The 23,735-nt window shown below is 63.5% G+C and carries 19 protein-coding genes and 1 tRNA gene; 13 read left to right on the forward strand and 7 right to left on the reverse strand.

The genetic code is table 11. The features are described 5' to 3' along the window. Positions 1-5: 5 nt before the first annotated feature. Positions 6-326, reverse strand: a complete 321-nt coding sequence (locus JI749_RS09425) for a putative quinol monooxygenase (protein ID WP_201652578.1) — start codon at positions 324-326, stop codon at positions 6-8. Then, entirely contained in the window at positions 323-1,429 is a 1,107-nt protein-coding gene (locus JI749_RS09430; protein WP_233280720.1) for a pyridoxal phosphate-dependent aminotransferase, read from the reverse strand. Before JI749_RS09430 ends, JI749_RS09425 begins: the two co-directional genes overlap by 4 nt. Positions 1,430-1,702: 273 nt before the next feature. Between JI749_RS09430 and JI749_RS09435 the strand changes: the two genes are divergently transcribed. Then, positions 1,703-1,912 carry a hypothetical protein gene (locus tag JI749_RS09435; protein WP_201652581.1) on the forward strand — a complete coding sequence of 70 codons (210 nt, stop codon included), beginning with the start codon at positions 1,703-1,705 and terminating at the stop codon, positions 1,910-1,912. A gap of 3 nt (positions 1,913-1,915) precedes the next feature. Here JI749_RS09435 and JI749_RS09440 read toward each other — a convergent pair whose 3' ends face one another. Both JI749_RS09440 and JI749_RS09445 read right to left on the reverse strand, forming a co-directional pair. Continuing rightward, positions 1,916-2,701, reverse strand: coding sequence for a mechanosensitive ion channel family protein (locus tag JI749_RS09440; protein WP_201652584.1), 786 nt, complete (start codon positions 2,699-2,701; stop codon positions 1,916-1,918). 70 nt (positions 2,702-2,771) lie between these two features. Further along, positions 2,772-3,623, reverse strand: coding sequence for a mechanosensitive ion channel family protein (locus tag JI749_RS09445; RefSeq protein WP_201652587.1), 852 nt, complete (start codon positions 3,621-3,623; stop codon positions 2,772-2,774). 133 nt (positions 3,624-3,756) lie between these two features. Here JI749_RS09445 and JI749_RS09450 point away from each other — a divergent pair. The 5 genes from JI749_RS09450 to JI749_RS09470 all read left to right on the forward strand — a co-directional run bounded on the left by JI749_RS09450 (position 3,757) and on the right by JI749_RS09470 (position 7,618). Next, positions 3,757-3,832: transfer RNA gene (locus JI749_RS09450), tRNA-Lys, on the forward strand. Positions 3,833-3,926: 94 nt separating this feature from the next. Beyond that, complete coding sequence (locus JI749_RS09455; RefSeq protein ID WP_201652590.1) at positions 3,927-4,133, forward strand: hypothetical protein; 207 nt, start codon at positions 3,927-3,929, stop codon at positions 4,131-4,133. Between the two features lie 162 nt (positions 4,134-4,295). Beyond that, entirely contained in the window at positions 4,296-5,000 is a 705-nt protein-coding gene (locus tag JI749_RS09460; protein WP_201652593.1) for a YjbE family putative metal transport protein, read from the forward strand. A 111-nt stretch (positions 5,001-5,111) separates the two neighbouring features. Continuing rightward, the gene (locus tag JI749_RS09465) at positions 5,112-6,296 is read left to right on the forward strand and encodes a lipid II:glycine glycyltransferase FemX (RefSeq protein WP_201652596.1); all 1,185 of its coding nucleotides are present in this window, start codon (positions 5,112-5,114) and stop codon (positions 6,294-6,296) included. Then, positions 6,293-7,618 carry a lipopolysaccharide biosynthesis protein gene (locus tag JI749_RS09470; protein WP_201652599.1) on the forward strand — a complete coding sequence of 442 codons (1,326 nt, stop codon included), beginning with the start codon at positions 6,293-6,295 and terminating at the stop codon, positions 7,616-7,618. The genes JI749_RS09465 and JI749_RS09470 overlap by 4 nt, the downstream gene beginning before the upstream one ends. Before the next feature lie 9 nt (positions 7,619-7,627). Here JI749_RS09470 and JI749_RS09475 read toward each other — a convergent pair whose 3' ends face one another. Continuing rightward, entirely contained in the window at positions 7,628-8,194 is a 567-nt protein-coding gene (locus JI749_RS09475) for a hypothetical protein (RefSeq protein ID WP_201652604.1), read from the reverse strand. A gap of 154 nt (positions 8,195-8,348) precedes the next feature. Here JI749_RS09475 and acs point away from each other — a divergent pair, with 154 nt between their 5' ends. Further along, complete coding sequence (acs, locus tag JI749_RS09480; RefSeq protein WP_201652628.1) at positions 8,349-10,295, forward strand: acetate--CoA ligase; 1,947 nt, start codon at positions 8,349-8,351, stop codon at positions 10,293-10,295. Positions 10,296-10,334: 39 nt separating this feature from the next. Here acs and JI749_RS09485 read toward each other — a convergent pair whose 3' ends face one another. Further along, positions 10,335-12,179, reverse strand: a complete 1,845-nt coding sequence (locus JI749_RS09485; RefSeq protein ID WP_201652631.1) for a hypothetical protein — start codon at positions 12,177-12,179, stop codon at positions 10,335-10,337. A gap of 436 nt (positions 12,180-12,615) precedes the next feature. On the opposite strand from JI749_RS09485, the gene JI749_RS09490 reads away from it, so the two are divergent. The 5 genes from JI749_RS09490 (at position 12,616) to JI749_RS09510 (ending at position 17,707) form a co-directional block, all read left to right on the forward strand. After that, on the forward strand, positions 12,616-13,701 hold the full coding sequence (locus tag JI749_RS09490; RefSeq protein WP_201652634.1) for a glycoside hydrolase family 3 N-terminal domain-containing protein: 1,086 nt from the start codon (positions 12,616-12,618) through the stop codon (positions 13,699-13,701). Between the two features lie 94 nt (positions 13,702-13,795). After that, positions 13,796-14,593 (forward strand): UDP-2,3-diacylglucosamine diphosphatase, encoded by a 798-nt coding sequence (locus tag JI749_RS09495; RefSeq protein ID WP_201652637.1) that lies wholly within the window; start codon positions 13,796-13,798, stop codon positions 14,591-14,593. 146 nt (positions 14,594-14,739) lie between these two features. Then, the gene (locus JI749_RS09500) at positions 14,740-15,936 is read left to right on the forward strand and encodes an MFS transporter (RefSeq protein ID WP_201652640.1); all 1,197 of its coding nucleotides are present in this window, start codon (positions 14,740-14,742) and stop codon (positions 15,934-15,936) included. A gap of 92 nt (positions 15,937-16,028) precedes the next feature. Then, positions 16,029-17,231, forward strand: a complete 1,203-nt coding sequence (locus tag JI749_RS09505) for an MFS transporter (RefSeq protein WP_201652643.1) — start codon at positions 16,029-16,031, stop codon at positions 17,229-17,231. A 2-nt stretch (positions 17,232-17,233) separates the two neighbouring features. Then, positions 17,234-17,707: an NlpC/P60 family protein gene (locus JI749_RS09510; protein ID WP_201652646.1), complete on the forward strand. Its 474-nt coding sequence runs from the start codon at positions 17,234-17,236 to the stop codon at positions 17,705-17,707. A 6-nt stretch (positions 17,708-17,713) separates the two neighbouring features. On the opposite strand, the gene JI749_RS09515 is transcribed toward JI749_RS09510, so the two are convergent. Continuing rightward, entirely contained in the window at positions 17,714-22,978 is a 5,265-nt protein-coding gene (locus JI749_RS09515; RefSeq protein ID WP_201652649.1) for an apolipoprotein A-IV repeat region-like domain-containing protein, read from the reverse strand. A 363-nt stretch (positions 22,979-23,341) separates the two neighbouring features. On the opposite strand from JI749_RS09515, the gene JI749_RS09520 reads away from it, so the two are divergent. Further along, positions 23,342-23,734 carry an Hpt domain-containing protein gene (locus JI749_RS09520; RefSeq protein ID WP_201652652.1) on the forward strand — a complete coding sequence of 131 codons (393 nt, stop codon included), beginning with the start codon at positions 23,342-23,344 and terminating at the stop codon, positions 23,732-23,734. Position 23,735 lies beyond the last annotated feature (1 nt).

Genomic DNA, 23,735 nt, shown 5'->3' on the forward strand with positions numbered 1-23,735 from the left:
GGACGCTAAGCGGTCGGCTTGGCGGCAAGCAGGATTGGCTCGACCTCGATCAGCTCGAGCCGGCGGACCATGTCGGCCGTGCCGCGCTTGTATTTGAGGAAGTGCGGCGAGCCGATATGCGCCTGGTAGGCTGCCGCTGAGGCATATTGTTCGAGCAGCTCGATAGAGTGCGGCGCGTCCTTGCGCGCCGTCGCGTGGAGCATCAGCACGCCCGGCTCCAGTCGTATCGAGGCCTCGATCTCTTCGGTGAGATAGGCCAGGTATTTGTCCAACTGGGCCGGGTCGATCTCAAGCCGCGCAATGCGGGTGATCGGCTGGTCCGTCAACGACCGAGCTCCGCCAGGACACCGCCCAGAGCCTGATCGAGCAAAGCGCGATCCTGCGCCGTACCGGCACTGATGCGGATGCAGCGGTTGAGGCCAGTGACGGAAGGCTTGCGCACGAAGACGCCCCGCTGGGCCAGGCCGTCGAGGATGGCCTGCGCATAGGGGCCGTCGCGGCCGCAATCGACCGCCACGAAATTGGTCGCGGTGGGCAGGGGCGCCAGTCCATGGCGCCGAGCAATGGCGGCCGTGTCCGCCAGCGATTCCCGGACGGCTGCTATCGCCTGTTCCAGCGCCGCACTGTCCGCCAGCGCGGCGATCCCTGCTGCCTGGGCCACATTGCTGATGCCGAAATGGTTGCGGATGCGATTGAAGGCCGAAATACTGCGCGCCTCACCGAACACATAGCCGACTCGTGCCCCGGCCAGCCCGTAGGCTTTCGAAAAGGTGCGCATGCGCAGCAGGTTGGGGCGGTTCATGTCGAGTGGGGGCAGGGTGCCGGTGGGCGCGAATTCGCCATAGGCCTCGTCGAGGATGATCATCGTGGTTTCCGGCACAGCGGCGATGAACCGCTCAACCGATGCCGCGTCCCACCAGCTGCCCATCGGATTGTCCGGATTGGCCAGGTAGACCATGGACGCATTCGTTTCGTGTGCGGCGCGCGCCAGGGCATCGATGTCCTCGCGGTCCCCGATATAGGGCACGGTGTGCATCTGCGCGCCGTAGCCGAAGATATGGTAGTTGAACGTCGGATAGCCGCCCAGCGACGTGACCACCGTGCTTCCCGGCGCCGCATAGAGCCGTACTGCCATCCCCAGAATGGCGTCCACTCCCTCGCCGGGCATGACATTGGCGAAGTCGACGCCCAGATGCGCGGCGATGGCGGCGCGCAGGTCATGGTTTTCGGGATCGCCATAGTGCCAGCTGTCCGCCGCCGCCGCCCGCATGGCAGCAAGCACTGAAGGCGCCGGGCCGAACGGGCTCTCATTGGCCCCGATGCGGGCGCGCAGAGGCACCCCGGTGCGACGCATGATGGCTTCGGGCCCCACGAAGGGAACCGTTTCGTCGAGACCGGCGGTAATGGGCGACAAAGCTGGACGGGACAAGGCTGCGACTCGCTGTTCGGCTGTTGGCCGCCATCCTAATGTCGGGTGCGGCTCTGCGGCCAGTGATCTTACATTCACGTTACAACGGCGTTTTGCACAGCCAAGCCGACCGCTGTGCCACGGAAACCGGGGCTCTCCGGGCAGGAGCGCAAACGGTCGCATTTGCATCAAAGCCTTCGCAGATCGGCAAGATGGTGGAAGGCATGCGCGCGCACCCTCTGGCTCGCGTCACCTCCCTGGCGCTCCCCATGATTCTTTCAAGGAGCTTCGCCCATGCCGCCTACCTATGTTCTCGCTCGGGATCACCTGCAACGGGCTGCAACGATCCTGCAGGGCGTGGACAGCCGCTCCCGCCAATTGCGGTACATCATCGAGCGGACCATCAGTTTGATGGACGAGACGCGGCAGGAGCCGCTTCCCCGAGCGACCAATGTGCTCGACTTCGCTGCCTTCCGCGAGAATCGCGTCGGCAGTCTGGACTGAACCTCATGGCGCTGGCGGTGCGAAGCCGCCGGCGTTGTCGAGCAGCGTGCGGAGGCGCTCCTGCAAATCGGAGCGGGCCTGCCGCCAGTCTGCACTTTTTACCGGAATCCGCGCCATCAGCGTCATGGCGCTGGCGCCCAGGCTGTCCACCAGGACTTCAGGCGGATTGGCTGGCACCGCGTGTGATGTGCCCAGTCCCTCCGCTAGCTGACGCCGGATCTCGGCCAGGTCCGCGTTGCGCGGCACATCGAATTTCAGTTCGATAATGCGCGACGGCTCGCGGCTGTAATTGACGATCTTGGCGTTCGAGAGCTTGGAATTGGGGGCAAAGAGAAACACGCCCTCCTGCGTCCGGAGGTGCGTGGCAAACAGTCCGACCTCGACCACGGTGCCGACAATGCCATCCGCATCGATGGAATCGCCGACATTGAACGGGCGCAGGAACAGCAGCATGATGCCTGCCGCGATATTGGACAGCGTGCCCTGCAGGGCGAGGGCTACGGCAAGGCCAGCAGCGCCCAGCACGGCCAGGATCGATGCCGTCTCGACGCCGAACTGCCCCAATACGATGACGATCGTCACGAACAGGATTGCATAGCGCGCCACCTGGCCGACCAGGGGGCCGATCGTCACGTCATGCCGCAGCCGCTGGGACAGCAGCGACGACACGTATTTCGACACGATGCCGGCGATGAACCAGCCCGCAACGAGCACAACCAGTGCCAGCAGCACCGACCAGGCATTGGCAATGATCCAGGCAAGTGAAATCCCGAACACGGTGTCGTTCATACGGCTGGCTCCTTTCGTGGTACCGGAAAAATCCGAGGTTCCTCAAAAGGTTGCCTGCTCTGGCCGCAGGTCAGCTACCCGCCTGGGTTTCCGGGCTTGGGTTGGCGGGATCGGGAGCAACGGTGATGCCGGCCTTGTCCGCCTTGCTGCCGGCAAGTTCCCGATTAAGCGAAACCTTGGCCTCTTCGGTCAGGGCATAGAGCGTTTCGAGATAGTCCGGGGTCGCCACCCAGGCGCGCAACTGAAGGTTCACCGCAGCCCCGGAGAAGCTTTCCACATGCACATTGGGCGCCGGGTCGGCCAGCACGCGCTTGTCGTCGCCCGCGATGCGTAGCAGGACCTTGCGCGATTTGGCGATGTCGATGGTGTCGGGAAGGCTGACATTGACGTCGATGCGCCGGCGCGGCTCGCGGCTGTGATTGGTGATCGCGGAAGCCCAAAGCTTCTGGTTGGGCGTGAAGATGTAAAGGCCGCTCGAGGAGCGCAGGCGGGTACCGAACAGCCCAATCTCGACTACCACGCCGGCAACGCCATCCCCTTGGATGAACTCGCCGATGGAAATCGGGCGCAGCCAGATCAGCATGATGCCGGCGGCGATATTGGCCAGCGTGCCCTGCAGCGCCAGCGCCACCGCCAGGCCAGCTGCGCCAAGTACGGTGAGTATGGAGGCGTTGGAGACACCCAGGAGGTTGAGCGCCGTGACCACCGACAGGATAATGATTCCATAGCGCGCCACCTGCGAAAGCAGCGGGGCGAAGTTCCGGTCGATGCCATAGGCCAATGGCAGGAGACGTTTGATGGCACGGGAGGCCAGCCTTGCCAGCTGCCAGCCGATCGCCAGAACGGCAATGGCGGCCAGAAGCGTCAGCGCATTGGCCCAGAGCCAGGCGAGGGGGATCATCAGGAAATCGGGAATTGTCATACCGGCCTTGCTGTTGGCGCCATTTGCACCTGCGACACTCTAGCAAAGCTCCTATGTGAGGAAAGTGTCATCAGGTGCTAGACAGCACGGAATCCCTTCGCTATGAAGGCGCCACTTTGGAAGCCCCGGCGACGGGCGAGTAGCTCAGTTGGTAGAGCAGATGACTCTTAATCATCGGGTCCACGGTTCGAGCCCGTGCTCGCCCACCAAAGTCTCCAAGCCATAACGGGTACGACTTGACGGCGGCGCTTCTGCGTAGATGCTTGGCGGGAAACCGTCTGTCGGCATCGGCGTTTGTCCATCATGGAATTCGAAGTCACGGCCTACAGCTACGATGCCGCCGCCCAGCGATTTCATTTCACTGCCAGCGGCCATCGCAACGGCATGCGCTTTACGGTCGCCAGCCACATAAGATGCCTCAAGGACCCGGTTACGCCGCAAAATGCCCACCTCGTCGCGCTCGTTGCCCTGACGGAGATTTTCAAGCGACCCAGTGCTTCGGGGCGGTGAGATGGCCGAAAGCGGCGGAGTCTGTCACCAAGCTGTCAGATTGACCGTCAAACGCCCAGAAATCCTCAGACTTTCGTTGATTTTCGCCGACTTCGCCTTTCCAGCCTCTCGCTTGATCGCTATAGGCCACACTCACATCCGACCCGGATAAGGACCCTGCGCATGTTTGGCATCGACCCGAGTTTCCTCAGTTCGCTTCTCCAGGTCATCATGATCGACCTCGTCCTGGCGGGCGACAATGCGGTGGTCATCGGGTTGGCCGCCGCGGGCCTCGCCTCGGACGTTCGGCGCAAGGCCATTCTGATCGGCATCATCGCGGCGACCCTTCTGCGCATCTTCTTCGCGCTGATCACGACGCAATTGCTGGCGCTGGGCGGCGGACTGCTGATCGCGGGCGGCGTGCTGCTGCTCTATGTGTGCTGGAAGATGTACCGCGAGCTCACGACCTCCCACGCCGATGAGCACGAGGCGCAGGAAGCTCTCGAAAACCAGGACACGAACGCCGACGGAACCGTTGCCGGCAAGGCCCCGCGCAAGACGCTGGGCCAGGCGGTGGTCCAGATCATCATTGCCGACGTATCGATGTCGCTGGACAACGTGCTGGCCGTGGCCGGCGCGGCAGCGCATCACTTCGAAGCGCTGATCATCGGTCTGGGCCTGTCCGTGGTCATGATGGGCGTGGCGGCGACTTTCATCGCCGGCCTTCTGCACAAGCATCGCTGGATCGCCTGGCTGGGCCTGCTCATCATCCTGTTCGTGGCTGTTCGCATGACCCTCGAAGGCCTGGGCGCCTTTGTGGCCATCCCGGAAATTCCGTTCGTCTACACTCCCCATGCCGTGGGCGAAGCGGCAGCGGCGGCTCATTAGCCTTTGGTAACCACCGGGCGAAGTTTGCGGCATTTGTCCTGCTGCAATAGGGATTTGCTCACTTCGCCGGTCTAGCTTCCCGCTCAACCTATTCGAGCGGGAACACCCCATATGTCCCTAATCGCCGATCGACTGGTCGAGGCGCATGCATTCGGCGGGCAGGACACGCGCCCCGCCAGCAATGCTGCAATTCGCCTGCAGACCCGCATCGTCGACGGTGTGGAGTGGGACCGCACCATTGCCGGCTTCGATGAGGTCTGCCAGGAGCAGATGCACGCCTTTGCGCTCAAGCGCTGGCCCTCGGTGACGCAGGAACCCATGCTGTTTCTGGAGGATGGCGAGGTCGTCGGCGGCGCGCTGGTCATGCTGCAGTCGCTGCCGCTGGGCCTGGCGCGGATCGCAGTATCCAAATGGGCGCCGATGCTCAAGGACGCGGGCCGCCCCGATGCCGACCGCATTCGTCAAGGCATCGTCGAAGCCATGGTCTCGGCTTATGGCGCGAGCCCCCGGCAGATGCTGTCGATCCTGCCGCGTGCCTCGATCGGCCCGGTCAACGGCGAATACGGCTATCTGGTCACCCGCGGGTTCCAGCGCGGTTCCGAACTCGGATTCCCCGACCGCTATATCGTCAACCTGCGGCTCGACGATGCGGCGCAGCGCAAGAGCTTTCACCAGACGTGGCGGCGACAACTCAACAAGTCGGAAAAGGCCGGACTGACCTTCGAACATGCAGGTCCGGAGCGTATTGGGGACTTCGATACCCTTTATGCGGCCATGTATGACCGCAAGCAGTTCACCGACCATTCGGCGTACGAAACAGTGCCTGCGCTGATGGCCATCGAGGTACCGGCGCTGCGACCCGAACTGTTCTTCGTGCGGCACGAGGGCGATCTGGTGGCCGGCGCATTGATCTTCAAGGCAGGAGACCGCGCCGTCTATCTCTATGGCGCCACCAACGACAAGGCGCTGCCGCTGCGTGCCGGTTATTTCATGCACTGGCACATCATCCGCTGGCTGCGCGACAACACCAGGGCGACCTGGTACGACCTCGGCGGCACCGACGGTTTCCAGGGCTTGCATCAGTTCAAGAAGGGCATGGTCGGCGATGCGGGGGTCATTCGTCCCGTGCCGCCGGTGGCCAATTATGCCGAGCATCGGCTCGCGTTGCTGCTAGGCACCGGCGCATTCGCTGCCCGCGACGCGCTGCATGCCCTGCGTCGCACCATCAATGGCTGGCGCAACCCAAAGACCAAGGCCAATCAGGTCAAGCAAGGGGCCGAAGAGGCCGCAGAATGAGCCTGCACCGGCGCCTCGCGTCGCAATCCAGCGTCATTTTCGGGGCCCGCCTCGCGGGCGCGGGCCTGATCTTCCTCGTCCAGGCGCTGATCGCCCGCCTGTGGGGGCCGGAGCTGCTGGGTGAGTATCTGATCGTCATCGCGACGGTGAACCTGGTCGCGGTGGTCATGCCGCTGGGCTTCCACACCGTAGGGACTTATTTCGCCGCGGAATATCGTGCCAGGGGCGACCGGCATCAGTTCATCCTCTTCATGACGCGTTGCTACGGCCACGTCCTTGCCAGCCTCGTTGTCGTATTGCTGGGCGGACCGCTGCTGCTGCAACTGCTGGGGCAGGGGGACAGTGTTCTTGCGCAACACTTCGTTCCTGTCATCCTGTTCGCCTTCGCTACCGCCATGGTCTATGTCAACAGCGCCCTGCTTGTTGGCCTCAAGCGCCCCTTTGCCGGCTTCTTTGCCGATACCATGTTCCGGCCGCTGATCGTCATCGCGGCGTTTCTTGGCACGATGAGCTTTTCGGTTCACGCCGAGGCCTTTTCGGTCATGTTGTGGGTCGTCGCGCTCGGCTATGTCGGCATCGCCCTGCTGCAGTTCAGCTTCGTGCTCCGCTCGCTGGGCCGCATTCCCGAGACGGTGCAGCCCAGGCCAAACGAGGCAGCCAGGTGGTGGCGTTTTGCACTGCCATGGGTATTGATCTCGCTGGCAACCGACTTCTTCTTCGATATCGACCTCCTGCTGCTCAGCCACGCGCTGACCCGCGAGGAGCTGGCGATCTTCGGCGTCTGTACGCGCCTCTTTTCCCTGATCTCGTTTGGCGTTGCCGCCGTTTATGCGGTGACCATGCCCGACATGTTCGAGAGCGAAGCCAATGCCGATCGGGTGGCATTCAAGCGCAAGGTGGGGGACGCCAACTTCGTTGCCAGCATCATCTCGGTGGTGCTGTTTGCCGGCATGGCGGCCGTCGCGCCGCTGCTGCTGACGCTGTTCGGGCCGAGTTTTGCTGCCGGCGCCGCGCCGCTGGCCGTACTCTGTCTCGCCCTGGTCGTGCGTTCCGTCATGGGCCCGGCGGCGCTGGTGCTGTCCATCCATGACCGGCCCTATGCCAGCCTGCCCTTCGTGGCTGCCGGCATCGGTTCGCTGGTGGTCTGCAACTGGGTGCTGGTGCCAGCATTGGGCCTGATGGGGGCGGCGCTGTCGGCCATCATTGCCATCACCATCTGGTCGGTCAGCCTGTGGTGGATGGTGTTGCGAACCGCCGATATGGACGTGTCGATCCTGCAGTGGTTCCGCAGCCGTCGCGCCGCTGCCGTCCCCGCAGAGTAGTCGCTGCCTTTATGCGCCGACCAGGCCCTTGAGCCGCCGCTTCAGCAGCCCGAGCCGCCCGATATTGACGCCGTTGTCGTAGTCCTCCGACACCTTGGTGTACGGCTTTTCAATCAGCATGTAGTCCTGCCCGAAGATGTGCTGCTCCATCAGGCAGGTCTCCTTGTAGCCGTAGCGGCGCAGCAGCATGCGAGCGACCTCGTTTTCCGGTCGCACGAAGGTATAGGCCTTGTGGAAACGGGTATTGTCCCAATGCGCGTCGAATTCGCGCATGCCGAACATGCCGAGCTTGGTGGCGCGATGGCTGGGGAACACCCAGCTCCAGTAACGGAAGATGGCGCCGCATTCAGGCCCGGACACCATTGCGCCGCCCGGCACGCCATCGGCACACATGATCATGATATGCCAGGGATCGAGCGCGAGCAGGATACGCAGGAAGGTCTTGTTGAGGCGGGCCATCTCATGCGCCTTGAAACGATCGTTGTAGTGCTCGGACGTGGCAATCACGTCCATCAGTTCGCGATGGATCAGGTCGATATCGCCTGGCGTGGCGGCGCGGATGGTCATTTCGGCCATGATGAATTCCTCTGCCGGAATAGCTCTGTGCACCCTAGCGCATGGCAGTTAATGGGCCGTGCCGCTGCGCCCCCAATAAGTCGCAGAGTCAAGGCCTTGCCGGGGCGGGGGTGGGTCAGTAGAACAAATGCCGGGAGAGATAAGGGAGGATAGTATGAGCGAGCAGCTCGTATTTCAGCCAAGTGCGGCTGCGATCGCACGCACCCATGTTAGCGGGGATCAGTACGACGCGATGTATGCGCATTCGGTGAGCGATCCGGACGGCTTCTGGGCCGAACAGGCCAGACGCCTCGATTGGGTGAAGTTTCCCACCAAGATCAAGAATACCAGCTTCGCCTATCCCGATGTGTCGATCAAATGGTTCGAGGATGGCGTGCTCAACGTGGCCGCCAACTGCATCGACCGCCACCTGGCCGAGCATGGCGACGACATTGCCATCATCTGGGAGCCGGATGATCCGAATGCACCGGCCGAGCACATCAGTTACCGGACGCTGCACGAAAAGGTCTGCCGCTGCGCCAATGTTCTGAAATCGCTGGGCGTGCGCAAGGGCGACCGCGTCACGATCTACCTGCCCATGATCCCGCAGGCGGCCTATGCCATGCTGGCCTGCGCCCGCATCGGCGCCGTGCATTCGGTGGTGTTTGGCGGCTTTTCCCCCGACGCACTGGCCGGGCGCATCAATGATTGCGACTCCGCCCTGGTGATCACGGCGGATGAGGGTCGCCGCGGCGGCAAGACCATCCCGCTCAAGGCGAATGTCGATAAGGCGCTGGATGACTGCCCCGGCGTGTCGAAGGTCCTGGTCGTGCATAACACTGGTGCCGACGTACCGATGAAGGGCAGCCGCGACGTGTGGTGGCATGAGGCAGCCGCAGGCGTCGAGCCGTTCAACGAGCCCGAGCCCATGGGTGCGGAAGACCCGCTGTTCATCCTCTATACATCGGGTTCGACCGGCAAGCCCAAGGGCGTGCTGCACACTACGGGTGGGTATCTCACCTATGCCGCCATGACCCAGGAACTCAGCTTCGACTACAGACGCGGCGAGATATTCTGGTGCACTGCCGACGTCGGCTGGGTCACCGGCCACAGCTACATCGTCTATGGCCCGCTCGCGAACGGCGCCACCACGGTGATGTTCGAAGGCATACCCACCTATCCCGATCCCAGCCGGTTCTGGCAGGTGGTGGAAAAGCACAAGGTCAACATCTTCCACACCGCGCCTACGGCCATCCGTTCGTTGATGGGCGCCGGCAGCGAATATGCCGACAAATACGACATGCCGAGCCTGCGCCTGCTCGGCACCGTAGGCGAGCCAATTAATCCGGAAGCCTGGATGTGGTACCACAAGCATGTGGGCAAGGAACGCTGCGGCATCGTCGATGCCTGGTGGCAGACCGAAACGGGCGGCCACATGATTGCGCCATTCCCGGGGGCCATCCCGACCAAGCCAGGTTCGGCCACCAAGCCGTTCTTCGGTGTACAGCCGGTCATGCTGTCGCCCGAGGGGCGCCTGCAGGAACAGACCAAGGCCGAGGGTGTGCTGGCAATCAAGGATAGCTGGCCGGGCCAGGCGCGAACCATTTGGGGCGATCACGGACGTTTCGTGTCGACCTATTTCGAGACCTACAAGGGCTACTATTTTACCGGTGACGGCGCCCGGCGCGACGAGGACGGCTACTACTGGATCACCGGACGCGTCGATGACGTTCTTAACGTTTCCGGCCATCGCCTGGGAACGGCCGAAGTGGAAAGCGCCCTGGTGGCCCATCCCAAGGTATCCGAGGCCGCTGTCGTCGGCTATCCGCACCAGCTCAAGGGGCAGGGCATCTACTGCTATGTGACCCTGATGGCCGGCGAAACCAGTGACGATGCGCTCAAGACCGAGCTCAAGAACTGGGTGCGCAAGGAAATCGGGCCGATCGCTACGCCGGACTTGATTCAGTGGGCCCCCGGCCTGCCCAAGACGCGCTCGGGCAAGATCATGCGCCGCATCCTCCGCAAGGTCGCCGAAAACGACTTCGGCTCGCTGGGCGATACGTCGACCCTGGCCGATCCGGCCGTGGTTGCCGATCTGATCGAGAACCGACAGAACCGCTGAGGTGGACGGGGCGGAGGCCTTGGCTTCCGCCCGGTCGACTTAAGGCATCGCTTCCGTGCCGATGACGGTGTCTTCCGGCATCTGCGCCGCGCCAACTTCGGGATAGACCCTGATGCGTACCTGGGCGGGAAGTGCCTCTTCCCGGGAATAGTGGCGCAGCACAAGGTAGTATGTTTCACCTGCAGCCAACGATGCCGTAACGATCGGAAATGTGTCGGTGCCGCTGTCGTCGTCTTCGGCGATTACCTCGTATCCGTTGCGCCCCTTGCGGAGCAGCGTTGCAGTGATATCCGCCGTTGGATCCCCGTCGGGCGGTACCGAGGTGTGGATTATGTGCTCGCCGGCCTCGAGGGCCGTGAAGGCATAGACGGCCCCATCCAGCGGCACCTCGACGACCTCCGCAAGGGCAAGGGCCTGTTGCTGTTCGGCCAGTTGGGCTGCGCTCATCTCTTCTCGCGCCAGGGCAATTTCCAGCCTGGCATTGCCGGCCCGGGCATCAAAGCTCAGCGCCCGGACATATAGCACCTCGCCGGGGCTGACGTTGAACGGTATCGCCGAGTCGAAGGCGCCCGGCCCGCCATCGTCATTCTGGTCCTGAAGGTTTCCTTCCTCATCATACAGCTGCAGCATGGGATCAATCCTGTCTATGGCAACCAGGGTCGCCACATAGTCTCCCTGTGGCAATTGCAGCTTGATGATCCTGCCTTCGCGCGACAATTCGAGCGGTATCCCGATTGGCGCCACATCGACGGTGCGCTCGCTGCTATCGACATCGATCGTGTCGCTGGCGACCGGCGGGAAGGCGGGATCGATCGTTGTAGTCGGGCTCTGCATGGTACCAGCCACGGCGCAGGTTTGTCCCAGCTCCTTGGCGATCACCTGGCTCCCATACGGCGTCATTTCGAGGGAGGTAAGGTCTCCATAGGGAAATTCCACCAGTCCCTCGCTGGCCAGGTACACGATATGCTCCGAGACCAGCTTGTTGTTGGAGTTTATGAAGATGATTGCGTCCTCGGCGTCCTCGCAAATGTCCTCGAACAGCGACCATGCCCCGATCCGTTTGATGCGATCGGCAACGACACTGTAGATCACCCGTTCGACCTGGGCATTGATCGCGTTGTAGAGCTCCTGCTGTTCGGCGCTGGGCATTTCGTCCGTCAACTCTCGCATAGCAGGGGCATTCTGCACCGCAATGGCTATCTGGGCCGACATGTCGTCTTCCACCCGGACCAGGGGTTGCTGGGGCAGGTAGTCCTCGATCTTCTTGTCCCCGCCGAACAGCATGTTGCTGAGGCGCATGAGGTCATCGGTGGGCACGACTAAGCCGGCTATGACGATGAGGCCGAAAGCAAAAGCCAGGCTACCGAATTCGAGGCGTCCTCTTTCATCGGACGACTCCACCACGACCGGCGCATTAGGTTCCGAGCCCGCTGGTGCAGGCGCTATGATCGTGGGTGCCGAGCGTCGCAGCGTGATGAGTACGATAATGGCGCTGACCGCCGTCAGCTTGAGCAAAAGCTCGATCGCTGCCAGCAGGTAAAGGCCGTGCTCGACCTCGGCAGAGGACATGGCTGCCACGGCCACATAGATCAAGATGGCCACTGTCGCCGTGCCGGAGACGATGAACGATGTGAGCGCGGCCCTGTGGATCGACAGCAGATGCTGAATTCCCCGTCCGAGCATCTGGGCATTGGCGGAACTGAACCAGGCAACCGTTACGCTGACGAGAATGGCGATCAGCAGCACATCAAGAACGCGGAAAGCGATCGCGACATGCGCACCCTCCTGTGGCGGGAAGATAACGGTGTACATGCCGACGATCGTGACGGCTAGGGCAAGGCCCATGAACACGACCAAGGCCGCATTCTGCAGCGTCCAAAGCACCTGCCATCCCGCGGGCGGCGACGACGAGGGCTGGTCTGGCGGGGTAGGGGGCGCCGGGGGACGCCGCGGTGGCGGTGCGTCCTTGGGCGCGGGTCCGGCTGTTCCTGTATCCGCCATTGCTGCCCCCAGATTTGGCGTCGATTGCCTTCATCTGGTTATAGCGACGCTGCCGCGTTTTCTTAGTTGCGGCAAATACTGAGGTGGGGAGCAGGGTCGCGGGCGGGAACCCCAAGATCCCCGCCCGCTTTAAGGCAACGGCTTCACCGGCCGAAAGGTTGAAAAACGGCCGATGCTCCAAGTCGCCGGCAGCAAAAATGGCATGCGGACATGCGCCGCACATCCCCCAAATGGGGGTGAATGCGGCGTGCGGCCATTGTTTCGGCTACATTGACCACCCATCGTCATGTCCTGATTCTGACCCCGGATGCCCGCAACCATGCTTCTTCGTCGCCTTGCCGTCGTCCTGGCTCTGTTCTCCCTGCCGATCGCAACCCATGCCGCCACACTTGAGGAAATGGCGGGACAGATGATCGTCGTCGGTTTTCAGGGCGATGACGCCAGTGATGCTGCGGTCAAAAGTCTCCAGGAAGACCTGGCAGCGGGCCGGCTGGGCGGCGTCATGCTGCTCAAGCTCAACGTCAAGAGCCTGGATGCGGTCGCCAAGATGAATGCGGCTTTCCGCGCGGCATCGCCCGATCCGCTCCCGTTCATCACCCTCGACCAGGAGGGCGGTGCCGTCGAACGGCTCACCGAGGCGGTGGGCTTCAAGGAAATTCCCAATGCCGCGGCCATCGCTGCGGCCAATTCACCGGACGAAGCGGAGGCGATTTACGCGCAGATGGCCGCTTCGATTGCCGAACTAGGTTTTACGGTCAATTTTGGCCCCGTGGCAGACGTCAATCTCAATCCCGACAACCAGGTGATCGCCAAGTTTGGCCGCGCCTTCAGCAACGATCCCGCAGTGGTCGCCGAGTATGACGCTGCCTTCATCAAGGCGCATCATGCGGCCGGCCTGCTGACCGCGCTCAAGCATTTCCCGGGCCATGGTTCATCCACTGCGGACAGCCACGAGGGCTTCGTCGACATCACCCAGACCTGGCAGCCCAGCGAACTCGACCCCTACCGGGCGCTGATCGGCGAGAACATGGTCGACATGGTCATGGTGGGCCATCTCTACCATGCTGACTATTCCGATGCCGGGGCGCAGACGCCGTCCTCGCTCTCCCCGCAATGGATCACCGGCGTGCTTCGGGACGAACTGGGCTACCAGGGCGTGGTCATCAGCGACGACCTCGAAATGGGCGCCATCCGCGATCATTTTACGCTGGAAGAAACGGTGACCCAGGCGGTGCGCGCCGGCACGGACGTGTTGCTGTTCTCCAATACGGCCAAGTATCGCGCCAGCCTCGGCCAGGAGATCCTCGATATCCTGTTGGCCGAAGCGGCGGCCGATCCGGCATTTGCCGAGCGGATCGAGGAGAGCTACGAACGCATCGTGGAACTGAAAGCGCGCATCCGCTAGGCGCGGCATTTCCCCACCTTCTCGCGCTCACAGGTTTCCTCGCGTCTGCGCGCCATATAAAGTGCGCCTCCATACGGCTGGGAGTCGCTGCTTGATGACGGATGACCGCGAAGTCCGACAGGTCCGCGCCATATTCATTTCGGATGTGCATCTGGGCATGAAGCCCATTCGCGTCGGGCAACTCATCGAGTTCCTGCGTTCCCACGACGCCGAGACGATCTACCTGGTCGGCGATATTCTCGATGGCTGGCGGCTTGCCAAATCCTGGCATTGGCCAACGGAATACAACGTGCTGGTACAGATCCTGCTCGACAAGGCCAATGCGGGTACGCGCGTAGTGTACCTGCCGGGAAACCACGACGAATTCCTGCGCGAGTATCTGGGGACGTATTTCGGTGAGGTCGAGTTCGTCGACCGGACCGTGCATACCTCGGCCTCGGGCAAGACCTACCTCGTTATCCACGGCGACCAATTCGACGTGGTGGTGATGAATGCCAAGTGGCTCGCCCATGTGGGCGACTGGGCCTACAATGCAGCGCTGCGCGTCAATATTGCCATCAACTGGGTGCGCCGCCGACTTGGTCTGCAATACTGGTCGCTGAGCGCCTGGGCCAAGCAGAAGGTCAAGAATGCCGTGTCCGTGATCGGTCGCTTCGAGGAAGCGCTGGTGCACGAGGCCAAGGAATCGGGCGTCGACGGCGTCATCTGTGGGCACATCCATTTTGCCGACATGCACGATCGCTACGGCATCCACTACATCAATACCGGTGACTGGGTGGAGAGCTGCACCGCCATCGTCGAGAACGCCGACGGCGCGTTCGAGTTGATCAAGTGGACGGAAATGGTCGCCGGCGAACCCCGCAAATTCCGGCTGCGCCGGGCTGCGGGCTGACCTGCTCCCACTGGGGAGGCTTAGCTGGCCCCTGGTGAGCGCTTTGGCCGCAATCGCTTAACAGTAACGTTGCAAATCGGCCCTTGTATTGGCCGCCGATTCGATTCACGAAGACACCGGGCTGCATTGGCCCGGAGTTGCCTTTCATGTCGCCGGTTTTTTCGCGCTTGGATACGCCCGAGCTGCGCGCTTCCATCTATCAGTTCATGGTTTATGTCCCGGGCGGCGTCTCCTCGGTCTTCCTCGGCATCTGGCTCAGCGAGCATGGGCTTCCCGCCGACCAGATCGGCATCATCAATGCGCTCCCGACCCTGTGCCTGCTGCTGCTCAACATCATCGTCGGCCGCATCGCCGACAAGGCCGACGACTGGCGTACCGCGTTGATCGTGATTTCATGGCTCTCGGCCCTGGCGCCATTGCCGCTGTTTTTCGTCTCCGAATTCTGGGGGATCCTGGCGGTCTGGGCGCTTACCGCGACCAGCAATGGGTTGGTGGCGCCAATCATCGATGCGGCATCGGTTCGCATGACCCGTCGCAACGGCACCGATTTCGGCGTCGTCCGCGCCTGGGCAACCGTGGGCTACATCTTTGCCGCGGCGGGGCTGGGCCTGTTGCTCAATGTGCTGGGATCGGGCGTGTTCGTGGGCCTCTACGTGGCCACCGTTGTGCTCCGCGCCGCGATCGCCTTCATCCTGCCGCGCTTCCGGGCCCCGGCCCCTCAGGCGACGCTGGCCAACATACCGGCCGGCCAGGCTGCAGCGCCGAGCCGGCTTCGGGACTCGCTGCAACTCTGGTTCGTGCTCCCGCTGGTAGCCTTTGCGCTCGTCAATTCCAGCAACGCCCTGATCGGAGGGTTTGCTGCGCTCCTCTGGCACGAAAACGGCATACCGAGCTATTTCCTCGGGCCCCTGCTCGGCATTGCCGCGACCGGCGAGGCGATCCTGATGTTTGCCTGGCGGCGCTTCGGCGGCCGTGTCACGGCGCGAAACATGATCATGGTCTGTGCCCTCGCCGGCCTGGTGCGCTTCACCATCATGGCCTTCAATCCGCCGGTGGAGGTCCTGTTCTTCACCCAGGTGCTGCATGCTTTCAGCTTCGGCATGGGCTATTTCGGCGTCGTGCATTTCATCGCCAACTGGACCAACGAGGCCAATGCCGCCGAGGCCCAGGGTTTTGCCAACATGCTCAACATGGGCGCGTCGATGCTGGCCCTGATCTTCTTTGGCGTCCTGGTGGAGCATTTCGGCACGCATGCCTTCTTCTACTCTACCGTCACGGCACTCGCGGCCATTGTGTGCGTGGTCGTTTCGCTCCGCATCCGGCCGCCGAAGGAGGCGCATTGACGGGGCCGATGAAATCGATATGGACTGGTGCGTATTAACGCTACCCTGATTTGATGCGGCCCTGCCGGTCGCGCCCTCCGAGTTCATTCTCCATGTCGCTCCCTGCGGCGCGCTCGCGCCTGACGCCGGAATTCCGCACCACCGCGTTCTATTTCACCTTCTACATGGGGCCCGGAGCGGCCACGATGTTCCTGCCCATCTGGCTGAGCGAAAAGGGCATAACCACCGAGCAGATCGGCATCATCAATGCCGTTCCGGTCTTCGTCATCCTGGCGCTGAACCTGATCGTAGGGCGGCTGGCCGACCGCGCCAGCGACTGGCGGCAAGTCATTGTCATCGGTGCGTTGATCGCGGGTATCGTCCCCATAGGACTGTTTTTCGTCAACACATTCTGGGGCATCCTCTTGTTCTGGACGCTGGCGGCGATGCCGGCTGGCGCCATCGGTCCGGTGCTCGACGCGGCCACGATGCGCATGACCCGCCGCAACGGCAGTGATTTCGGCACCATCCGGGCCTGGGGCACTGTAGGCTACATGCTGTTTAATGGCATTACCGGGTTCCTGGTGGTGTGGTTCGGCTCCGTCATCTTCGTGCCGCTGTTTGTCGGGCTGACGCTGCTGCGCGCTGCGCTATCGCTGCAACTGCCGGCCTTCCGCGCACCGCCGGACCAGGTGACGGTGGCCGCGATCAGGCCGACCGCCGGCAAGCTGATGGAGATCATCACCAAGCCTTGGTTTTTCCTGCCGCTGGTGGGCTTCGCCATCATCTTCGGTACGCACATCATCCTCAATGCCTTTGCTTCGCTGCTGTGGAAGGAGCAGGGCATATCCGAGGACATCATCGGGCCGCTGATCGCGCTGGGCGCCGCGGCCGAGGCCGGTATGATGTTTGTCTGGAAGCGCTTCGGCGGCCGCGTCCCAGCACGTCACATGATCCTGATCTCGGCGCTGGCGTCAGTAGCTCGCTGGGCGGCGATGGCGTTTTCGCCCCCGGTCTGGGTCCTGCTGTTCCTGCAACTGACGCATGGCGTCACCTATGCCCTGGGCTATCTCGGCTGCGTGCACTTCATCGCCAACTGGACCAGCGAAGACATTGCCGCCGAAACGCAGAGCCTGTTCACGGTGTTGCAACAGGTGGCCTCGGTCGTGGCGCTGGTGGGCTTCGGCTGGCTCGTGGCGCTCCATGGCGCATACGCATTCCTGTTCGCTGCCCTGGCCGCTGCCATCGGCGCCCTGTGCATCTGGCTGTCGCTCAAATTGATGCAGCCCAAGGAGGATGCCATCACCGTGGGGTGACTATGAAGGATCTGCTGTGTGCGCTGCCGGCTGGGTTACGAACGGTCCGGTATGATAGTGCGAAGATCCCCGATCGCAGCCACGACCTGTCTCATGGCGGCAATTGCCAGTCCTACGTCTACGCCGTATTGGCACATTTCGGCATCGACCTGCCACCCTGGCGGTCGAGCGAGTTGTGGGCTGATGCTACTTTGACGGAGAAAGTGACGGCATTCGAACCGCTTGACCTGCTCCTTTTCAATCGTACCGAAGACCCGTTCGGCGCCCATGTCGCCCTGTCCGCCGGGGCAGGCGAGGCCCTCCACCTTTCCAAGTCGGTGGGGCGGCCGGCCATTTGGTCTCTGGCCGAGTTCGCGGCCCGCGACGAATACCGTGTACTCATCGGCGGCAAGCGAGTGCTTCGATCGTATTGTCACGAGGTGTGTACACAAAACAGAACGGCCCCGGTGTCCCGGGGCCGTATCAGTTCATGGTAGCGAACCTTAACTCAACCGCCCGCTGGCATGGGCGAGGGTTGTGTAGACCTTGCCGCGATCGCTCAGCAGGTATTCGCGGGTCTCGGCGGCCGGGTGGGGGCCCGCGGCGGCGCGCTTCAGCAGCTGCTCGAACTCGCTCATATAGGCCTGAGCGGTACGAGCAAATTCCGGCTCGCGCTGCAGTTTCTTGCGGACGTCGTCATAGGTTCCCTGGCCGGCCAGGGTGTAGATCCGGCGCGAGAACACGTTGGATTCGCCGGCCTGGTAACGGGCCCAGGCGTCAGCGAGCGCACCGTCGTCGATGGCGTGGGCGATCTCTTCGGTCAGGCCCGACAGGCCTGTCTGCTGCTGCGGCTGGGCACTCTGCTGCTTTGCCGTGGCGTTGCGCAGCACATCGCGCAGCCAGCCCCCATTCTCCGTCGGCGCGGGTGCCTCGGGCTCAGCCTGGGCGACCGGCTGAGGTTCCGGCTGGCGCACTGGCTGTGGTTCAGGCTGGCGAACCGGCTCCTGCTGGCGCACCGGTTCAGGGCGGCGCACCGGCTCGGTGGCACGGATCGGGTCGACCAGCGTCGATGCCTGGCGTGCCGGGGCCTCGCGATAGGTCTCGCGGACGGGTTCCGGCTGGCGCGGCGGCTGGTAGGCCGGCGGCTCGTTGCGGGGCTCGGCGCGCAGGGCAGGGCGCGGGGGACGGCGATCGTTGAGGTCATGCGTGGCCGGCTGGCTGCGCACGATGGCGTTGAGCTCGCTGAGAGCCTCGATCTGTTCGGCCACCACGCGGCGCATTGCAGCGGCGCTAGCGCGGGTTTCCTCAGGCAGTTCGTTGACGCCGCGGGCCAGTTCGGCACGGGTGGCTTCGAGTTCGCTGCCCACTTCGCGGGCCGTTTCGCGCATGGCCTGGGCCGTGTCGTTGAAGCGCTTGGTGGCTTCCTCGATGGCGCGCTGCATCTCGGCGACCATCATCTGCTGCGCCTGCTGGAGCGCCGCATTGGCACGGCGGCCCTCCGCGTCGGCGGCACCCCGGAATTCGCCCAGGCGGTTGGTCACTTCGCCCGACGTTTCGTCCAGGGCCTGCCGGAAGGTCCCGGTGGTCTGGTCGATGGCGTTGCGCAACTGGCCGGTATTGGCGGCGATGGCATTGCGCACCGAAACCGAGCTGTCGGCGATGGTGTCAGCCAGGGTCGAGGTGGTGGTGTTGAGCACGTCGGTGACGTTGCCGGCGGTGGCAGCCAGTACGTCGCTGACCTTATTGGCATTGTCTTCGAGCGCATTGTTGACCTGGGCGGCCTGGTCGCTAAGCGCAAGCCGCACGGAGGATGCGGTCTGGTTGAGGGCAGCAGCGGCGGCTTCGGCAGCGCGCTGTACCGCATTGTCGACCTGTCCGGCATTGGAGGCCAGGGTCGAGGTGAAGCGCTCATTGGTGGCATAGAGCGCGTCGCTGACATCATTGGTCGACGACTTGATCGCCTCGGTGATGGTGCCGGTGGTCTGTTCCAGGGTCTGCACGACGGTGCCTGTCGTGGCCGTGAGGGCCTCGTCCATGGCGCGGCGGGCGCCGATCAGGCGGCGTTCCGTGTCGTTGACCGTGTCGGCGATCGACTGCGCGAAGAGGCGCATGCGACCGTCGATGTCGTCGGCGCGGGAGGCGAAGCTCTGGGCCAGCGCATCCATGGCGCTGCGGCGATCCTCGAGCGTCTGGAGTGCGTCGTCGCTGGTAAGGGCCAGGGCAGTGGAGGCCTGTGTCATGTTCGCGGCCTCGGCATCAAGCCGGCCGAGCACGCTCGAGAACTCGTCCACCATGCCGCGAATGGTGGCCTGCAGGGCCGCCACGTGCTGGCTGACCATGGCGCCGGCCTGCTCGGTCTGGCCGATGGCATCGCGTACCGTGGTCGAATAGGTCTGGGTCTGCTGGGCAACCGAGGTCTCGAGATTGGCGAGGTTTGCCGTCGAGGCATCAAGCACGCGCTGCAGCAGCAGGTTGCTGTCGTTCAGCTTGCCCAGGGCAGCGGTGACGTCGGTGAGGATGCGCGAGGTCGAGACGGCCATGATGGCTTCGGCTTCGCGGGCATTCTCGCCCAGCGCGTCGCGCAGCAGGTTGCCATGGCTGGCCAGGGCGCCCTGCAACTGCTCGGACTTCTCGGTCACCAAAGCCGCAAAGGCATTGGTGTGCTGCTCCACCGAACGATTGATGCCGCTGAGGCGGTTCTCGATGGTGTCCACCGCGTCCACGGCCTTGACCGTGAGCAACTGGTCGATATCGGAGGCCGCGACGCGGATCTGTTCGAGCGCGGTGCGCACGGCGCTGTCCATGCGGTTGGCGGTGTTGGTGATGTCCGAGGAAATATTCTGCGTCGCCGCGGTGATGCGGGTGGCAATGGTTTCCTCGATCCGGTCGGCGCCGGCCTCGAGGTCGGCCATCGACTGGGTGATCGAGGTATTGATGGTGGCATTGAGCGCGGCGAGGCGCTCGGCCGTGATATCGGCGCGGGCGGTGATGGCCTCGGGCAGGGTGCCCAGGCGCTGGTCGACCATGTCGCTGATGGCCTGGCGGGCCGAATTGACGCCGGTCTCGATGAGCTCGGCGGCCCGGCGAGCACTCTCGCCGACGGTTGCACTGGCCTGGTCGATGCGAGCGGTGACCCCGTGCTCGGCGTCGGAAATACGCGCGATGGCATTGTCGAGGCCGGTGCCCAGGTTGTTGTTAAGTTCGTTCACCTTGTCGGCGATCAGCGCCGACATGCTGCCCACACGCTCGCCCATCGTGTCGGTCGCCAGGCGCAGCGAGCCGTCGATCTTGGCACGGGCTTCCTCGCCCTGCTGGGAGATCGTCTCGGCCAGCTCGGCCGTGCGCAGGCCAATGGTTTCCCCGATGGAAGTGGTGTGGGTGGCCAGCGTGTCGCTGAGGGCCTGGGTGCGGCTGCCAAGGGCGTCGGAAAGCTGCTGGGTGCGGGTGCCGACAGCCTGTGCAAGCTGCTGGGTACCGCTATCGAGCGCGGCGCGCAGTTCGCTGCCGCGGCTGTCCAGCTCGCCGGTCAAGATAGTGGTGCGTTCACTGAGCTGGGAGACCAGCGCGTCGGTGCGTTCGTCCAGCTGGGTGGCGAGGGTTCCGGTGCGGGTGTCGAGTTCGAGCGACAGCGCGGTCGTCTTTTCCGACAGGGTGTCGGCAAGGCGTTGGGTACGGCCGGCAATGGCCTGGTCGAAGGCGCCGGTGCTGCTGGTCAGGGTCTCGCCCAGTTCCTGGCTCCGCACGCGGATGGCTTCGCCCATGTCGCGGCTGCGGCTGGCGAGGGTTTCATCGAGCTCCAGCGCGCGCGTCTCGATGGTGCTGCCCAGTTCGCTGGTGCGGGCGGCGAGGATTTCGTCGATCGCCTTGGTACGGCCATCGAGCGCCTCGGCAATGATGCCGGCATGGCCTTCCAGCGAGTCCGAAATTTCCCTGGTACGGTTGGTGAGGCTCTCGGTGATGGCCTTCGTGCGGGCGCCGAGCACTTCACCCATCTCGCGGGTGCGTTCGGCCACCACGTCGTTGAAGCGGCCGGACTCCTCGTTGAGCGCCATTTCCAGCACATTGGCGCGGGCGGCAAAGCTGGTGCTCTGGGCGTCGAGCCGCTCGATCAGGCTGTCGCCCTTGTCGCCGATGACATTGTCCAGCGTGTGCAGGCGGGTGTCGAGGATGGCGGCGATTTCGTTGAGGCGGGCATCGAACTGGCTCAGGGAATCCTGGCCGGCCGTGGCCAGCGTGATGCGGGCCCGTTCGGAGGTGTCGTCGAGCGCGCCGTTGATTTCGATCACCGCCGATTGCAGGCGGCTGTCCATGGCGTTGAGCTGGATGGAAACCGACTCGTCGAGCTGGCGCGTCAGCGCATTGAGCAGGACTTCGGCTTCACGCGAGCGGGCGGAAATGTCATCGGCAATCCGCTGGCCGATCATGTCGAGGCCACCGGTCACCTGGTGACCGCGTTCGCGCAGCTGCTCGAGCAGGGATGCCCCGCCCTCGGTCAGCAAAGTCGAGAGGTTGGCGGTGCGCTCGTCGAGCGCGGCGGTCAGTTCACTGGTGCGCGACTCCAGCAGGCCGGTAATGGCGCCGGTGCGCTCTTCGAACGAACCTGTAAGGGCCGCCGTGCGCTCTTCGATCAGGTGTGTGCGCGAGTCGATGGCATTGCCGATGGACAACGAATGCGCGTCGAGCGCATCGGTCAGGGTTGCGATGCGGCTTTCGACGCCAGCATTGAGCTCGGCAGCGCGCGCATCGAGCGTGCGGGCCATGGCGCCGGTCTGGTCCTCGAAAGTGAGGGCGAGGCGGTTGGCGCTTTCATCCAGCGAAGAAATAAAGTCCGTGGTTCGGTTGTCGACCAGCGAGACAAAATTCTCGGTACGCTCGCCAAAGGTATTGGTCAGCGTGTTACCGGCGGTCTCAAGGGCGCGGGTCAGGTTGCCGCCGCTTTCCACGATCGTGCCGGCAATGCGCTGGCTGATCATATCGAGGTCGAATACCAGGCCCGTATGACTCTCGGTGATTGCTTCACGCACGCGCTCGGTATTGGTGAGCACGCTTTCGCGCTGGCTGGCCAATTCAGCGATGAGCGCACGCATGCGCGACTCGTTGTCCGAATAGGTACGTTCGAGAGCGGTGACCTCGTTATGAATCATCACTTCGAGTTCGCCCGCGCGCGAGAGGGCCCGCTCCAGGCCATCGCCCAGCGCATTGACCTCGCGGCGCACGGCCTGGCCAACCGAGGCGACCTTGTCGGCGGCGGTGACTTCGGGCTCGGCGAGCCGAATCGCGGCCTGGGTGATCGAGGATGCCGCATTGCGCAGGTCCTGCGCGCGACGGAACAGAGTGGCGACGGCGAAGAAGCCGAGCACCGGCAGGAACAGGATGGCGACGAGGCCGATGAAATCGATGGTGCCGACGAAGCTGCCGAAATTGCCCAGCTGGGCGCCATAGCGCAGCCACGCGACAGCGCCGGCCACGGCAATCCACACCACGGACAGCACCAGGGCGATCCAGGTCGGCGCAGCCGAGGAACGGTTCTGAAGATTGTAGAGAATCTTGGACGTGGGGAAGCGGTCGTCATTGGCGACGCTGCCCGCCTGCTGGGCGATTTTGTCGGCGGCGCGCAGGCGCTCGGAACGTGCATTCTCCAGCGGCCGGCGTTCCGGCGCCTGCTGCGGCGTACTGTCCAGGCTGAACACCGATTCCTTGAGGGCGTCTTCGACGGCTGAGAAGGCCAGCGCGGCGGGATCGTTTTGGGGGGTCGGGTTCTTCGCCATACTCTTTACAACTCTCGCGTCGGCTTCACAGCAACAAGGCGGACTTCGGGAGTTGGTATGACTCCGCACCCGTTTCCGGGCCTGTGGTCATATGGAAACAATTCGATGCAAATGCCTCGCATCGTTCCTCCACCCTCGCCGCCGCGCGCTGGCTTAAACCACATTAATACATTCAATTTGAGCTAAACCGAGCGCAATCTTACCCAAAGGTTAATTTCCTGGGGAGATGGCGCGCATCACAAGCGCCAAAGAACGGCGAAGATGTGGCTTAATCAGCTATTCACCCGGCCGTTCTAGGCTTCTTTCCGTGGCATTGTCCCTCGTGTTTGGACGCGTCGCCGCAGCAGTGAAGGAGCCGCCAGAATGGCGCAGCGAGCAGCAGCGGCCGGAAAGGTCGACCAGGTAGCCTATGCCAGGGCGATGCGCCCCATTGATCTCGTGCACCTGGCCAAGCAATGCCTTGGTGACGAAAATCTCGAATACGAGATCCTTCGGCTCTTTGACACCACGGTCAAAACCTATCTGGGACGCCTCCAACTGGCAGCCAGCTACGATGACCTGGCCCTCAACCTTCATTCCATCAAGGGTGCCGCCAGCGGCGTGGGAGCCTGGACCATCGCCGATCTTGCCAAGGGCTGCGAAGCCGAGATGCAGGCCGGCCGGCCCCTGACCACCGAACGCCTTGCCGACCTGGGGATGGCCATCGAGGAAGTCCGCAGCTTCATAACCCGCCTGCTGAGCAACGAACCGGCCTAGC

The organism is Devosia oryziradicis (genome assembly GCF_016698645.1).
In the GTDB taxonomy this organism is placed as follows: domain Bacteria; phylum Pseudomonadota; class Alphaproteobacteria; order Rhizobiales; family Devosiaceae; genus Devosia; species Devosia oryziradicis.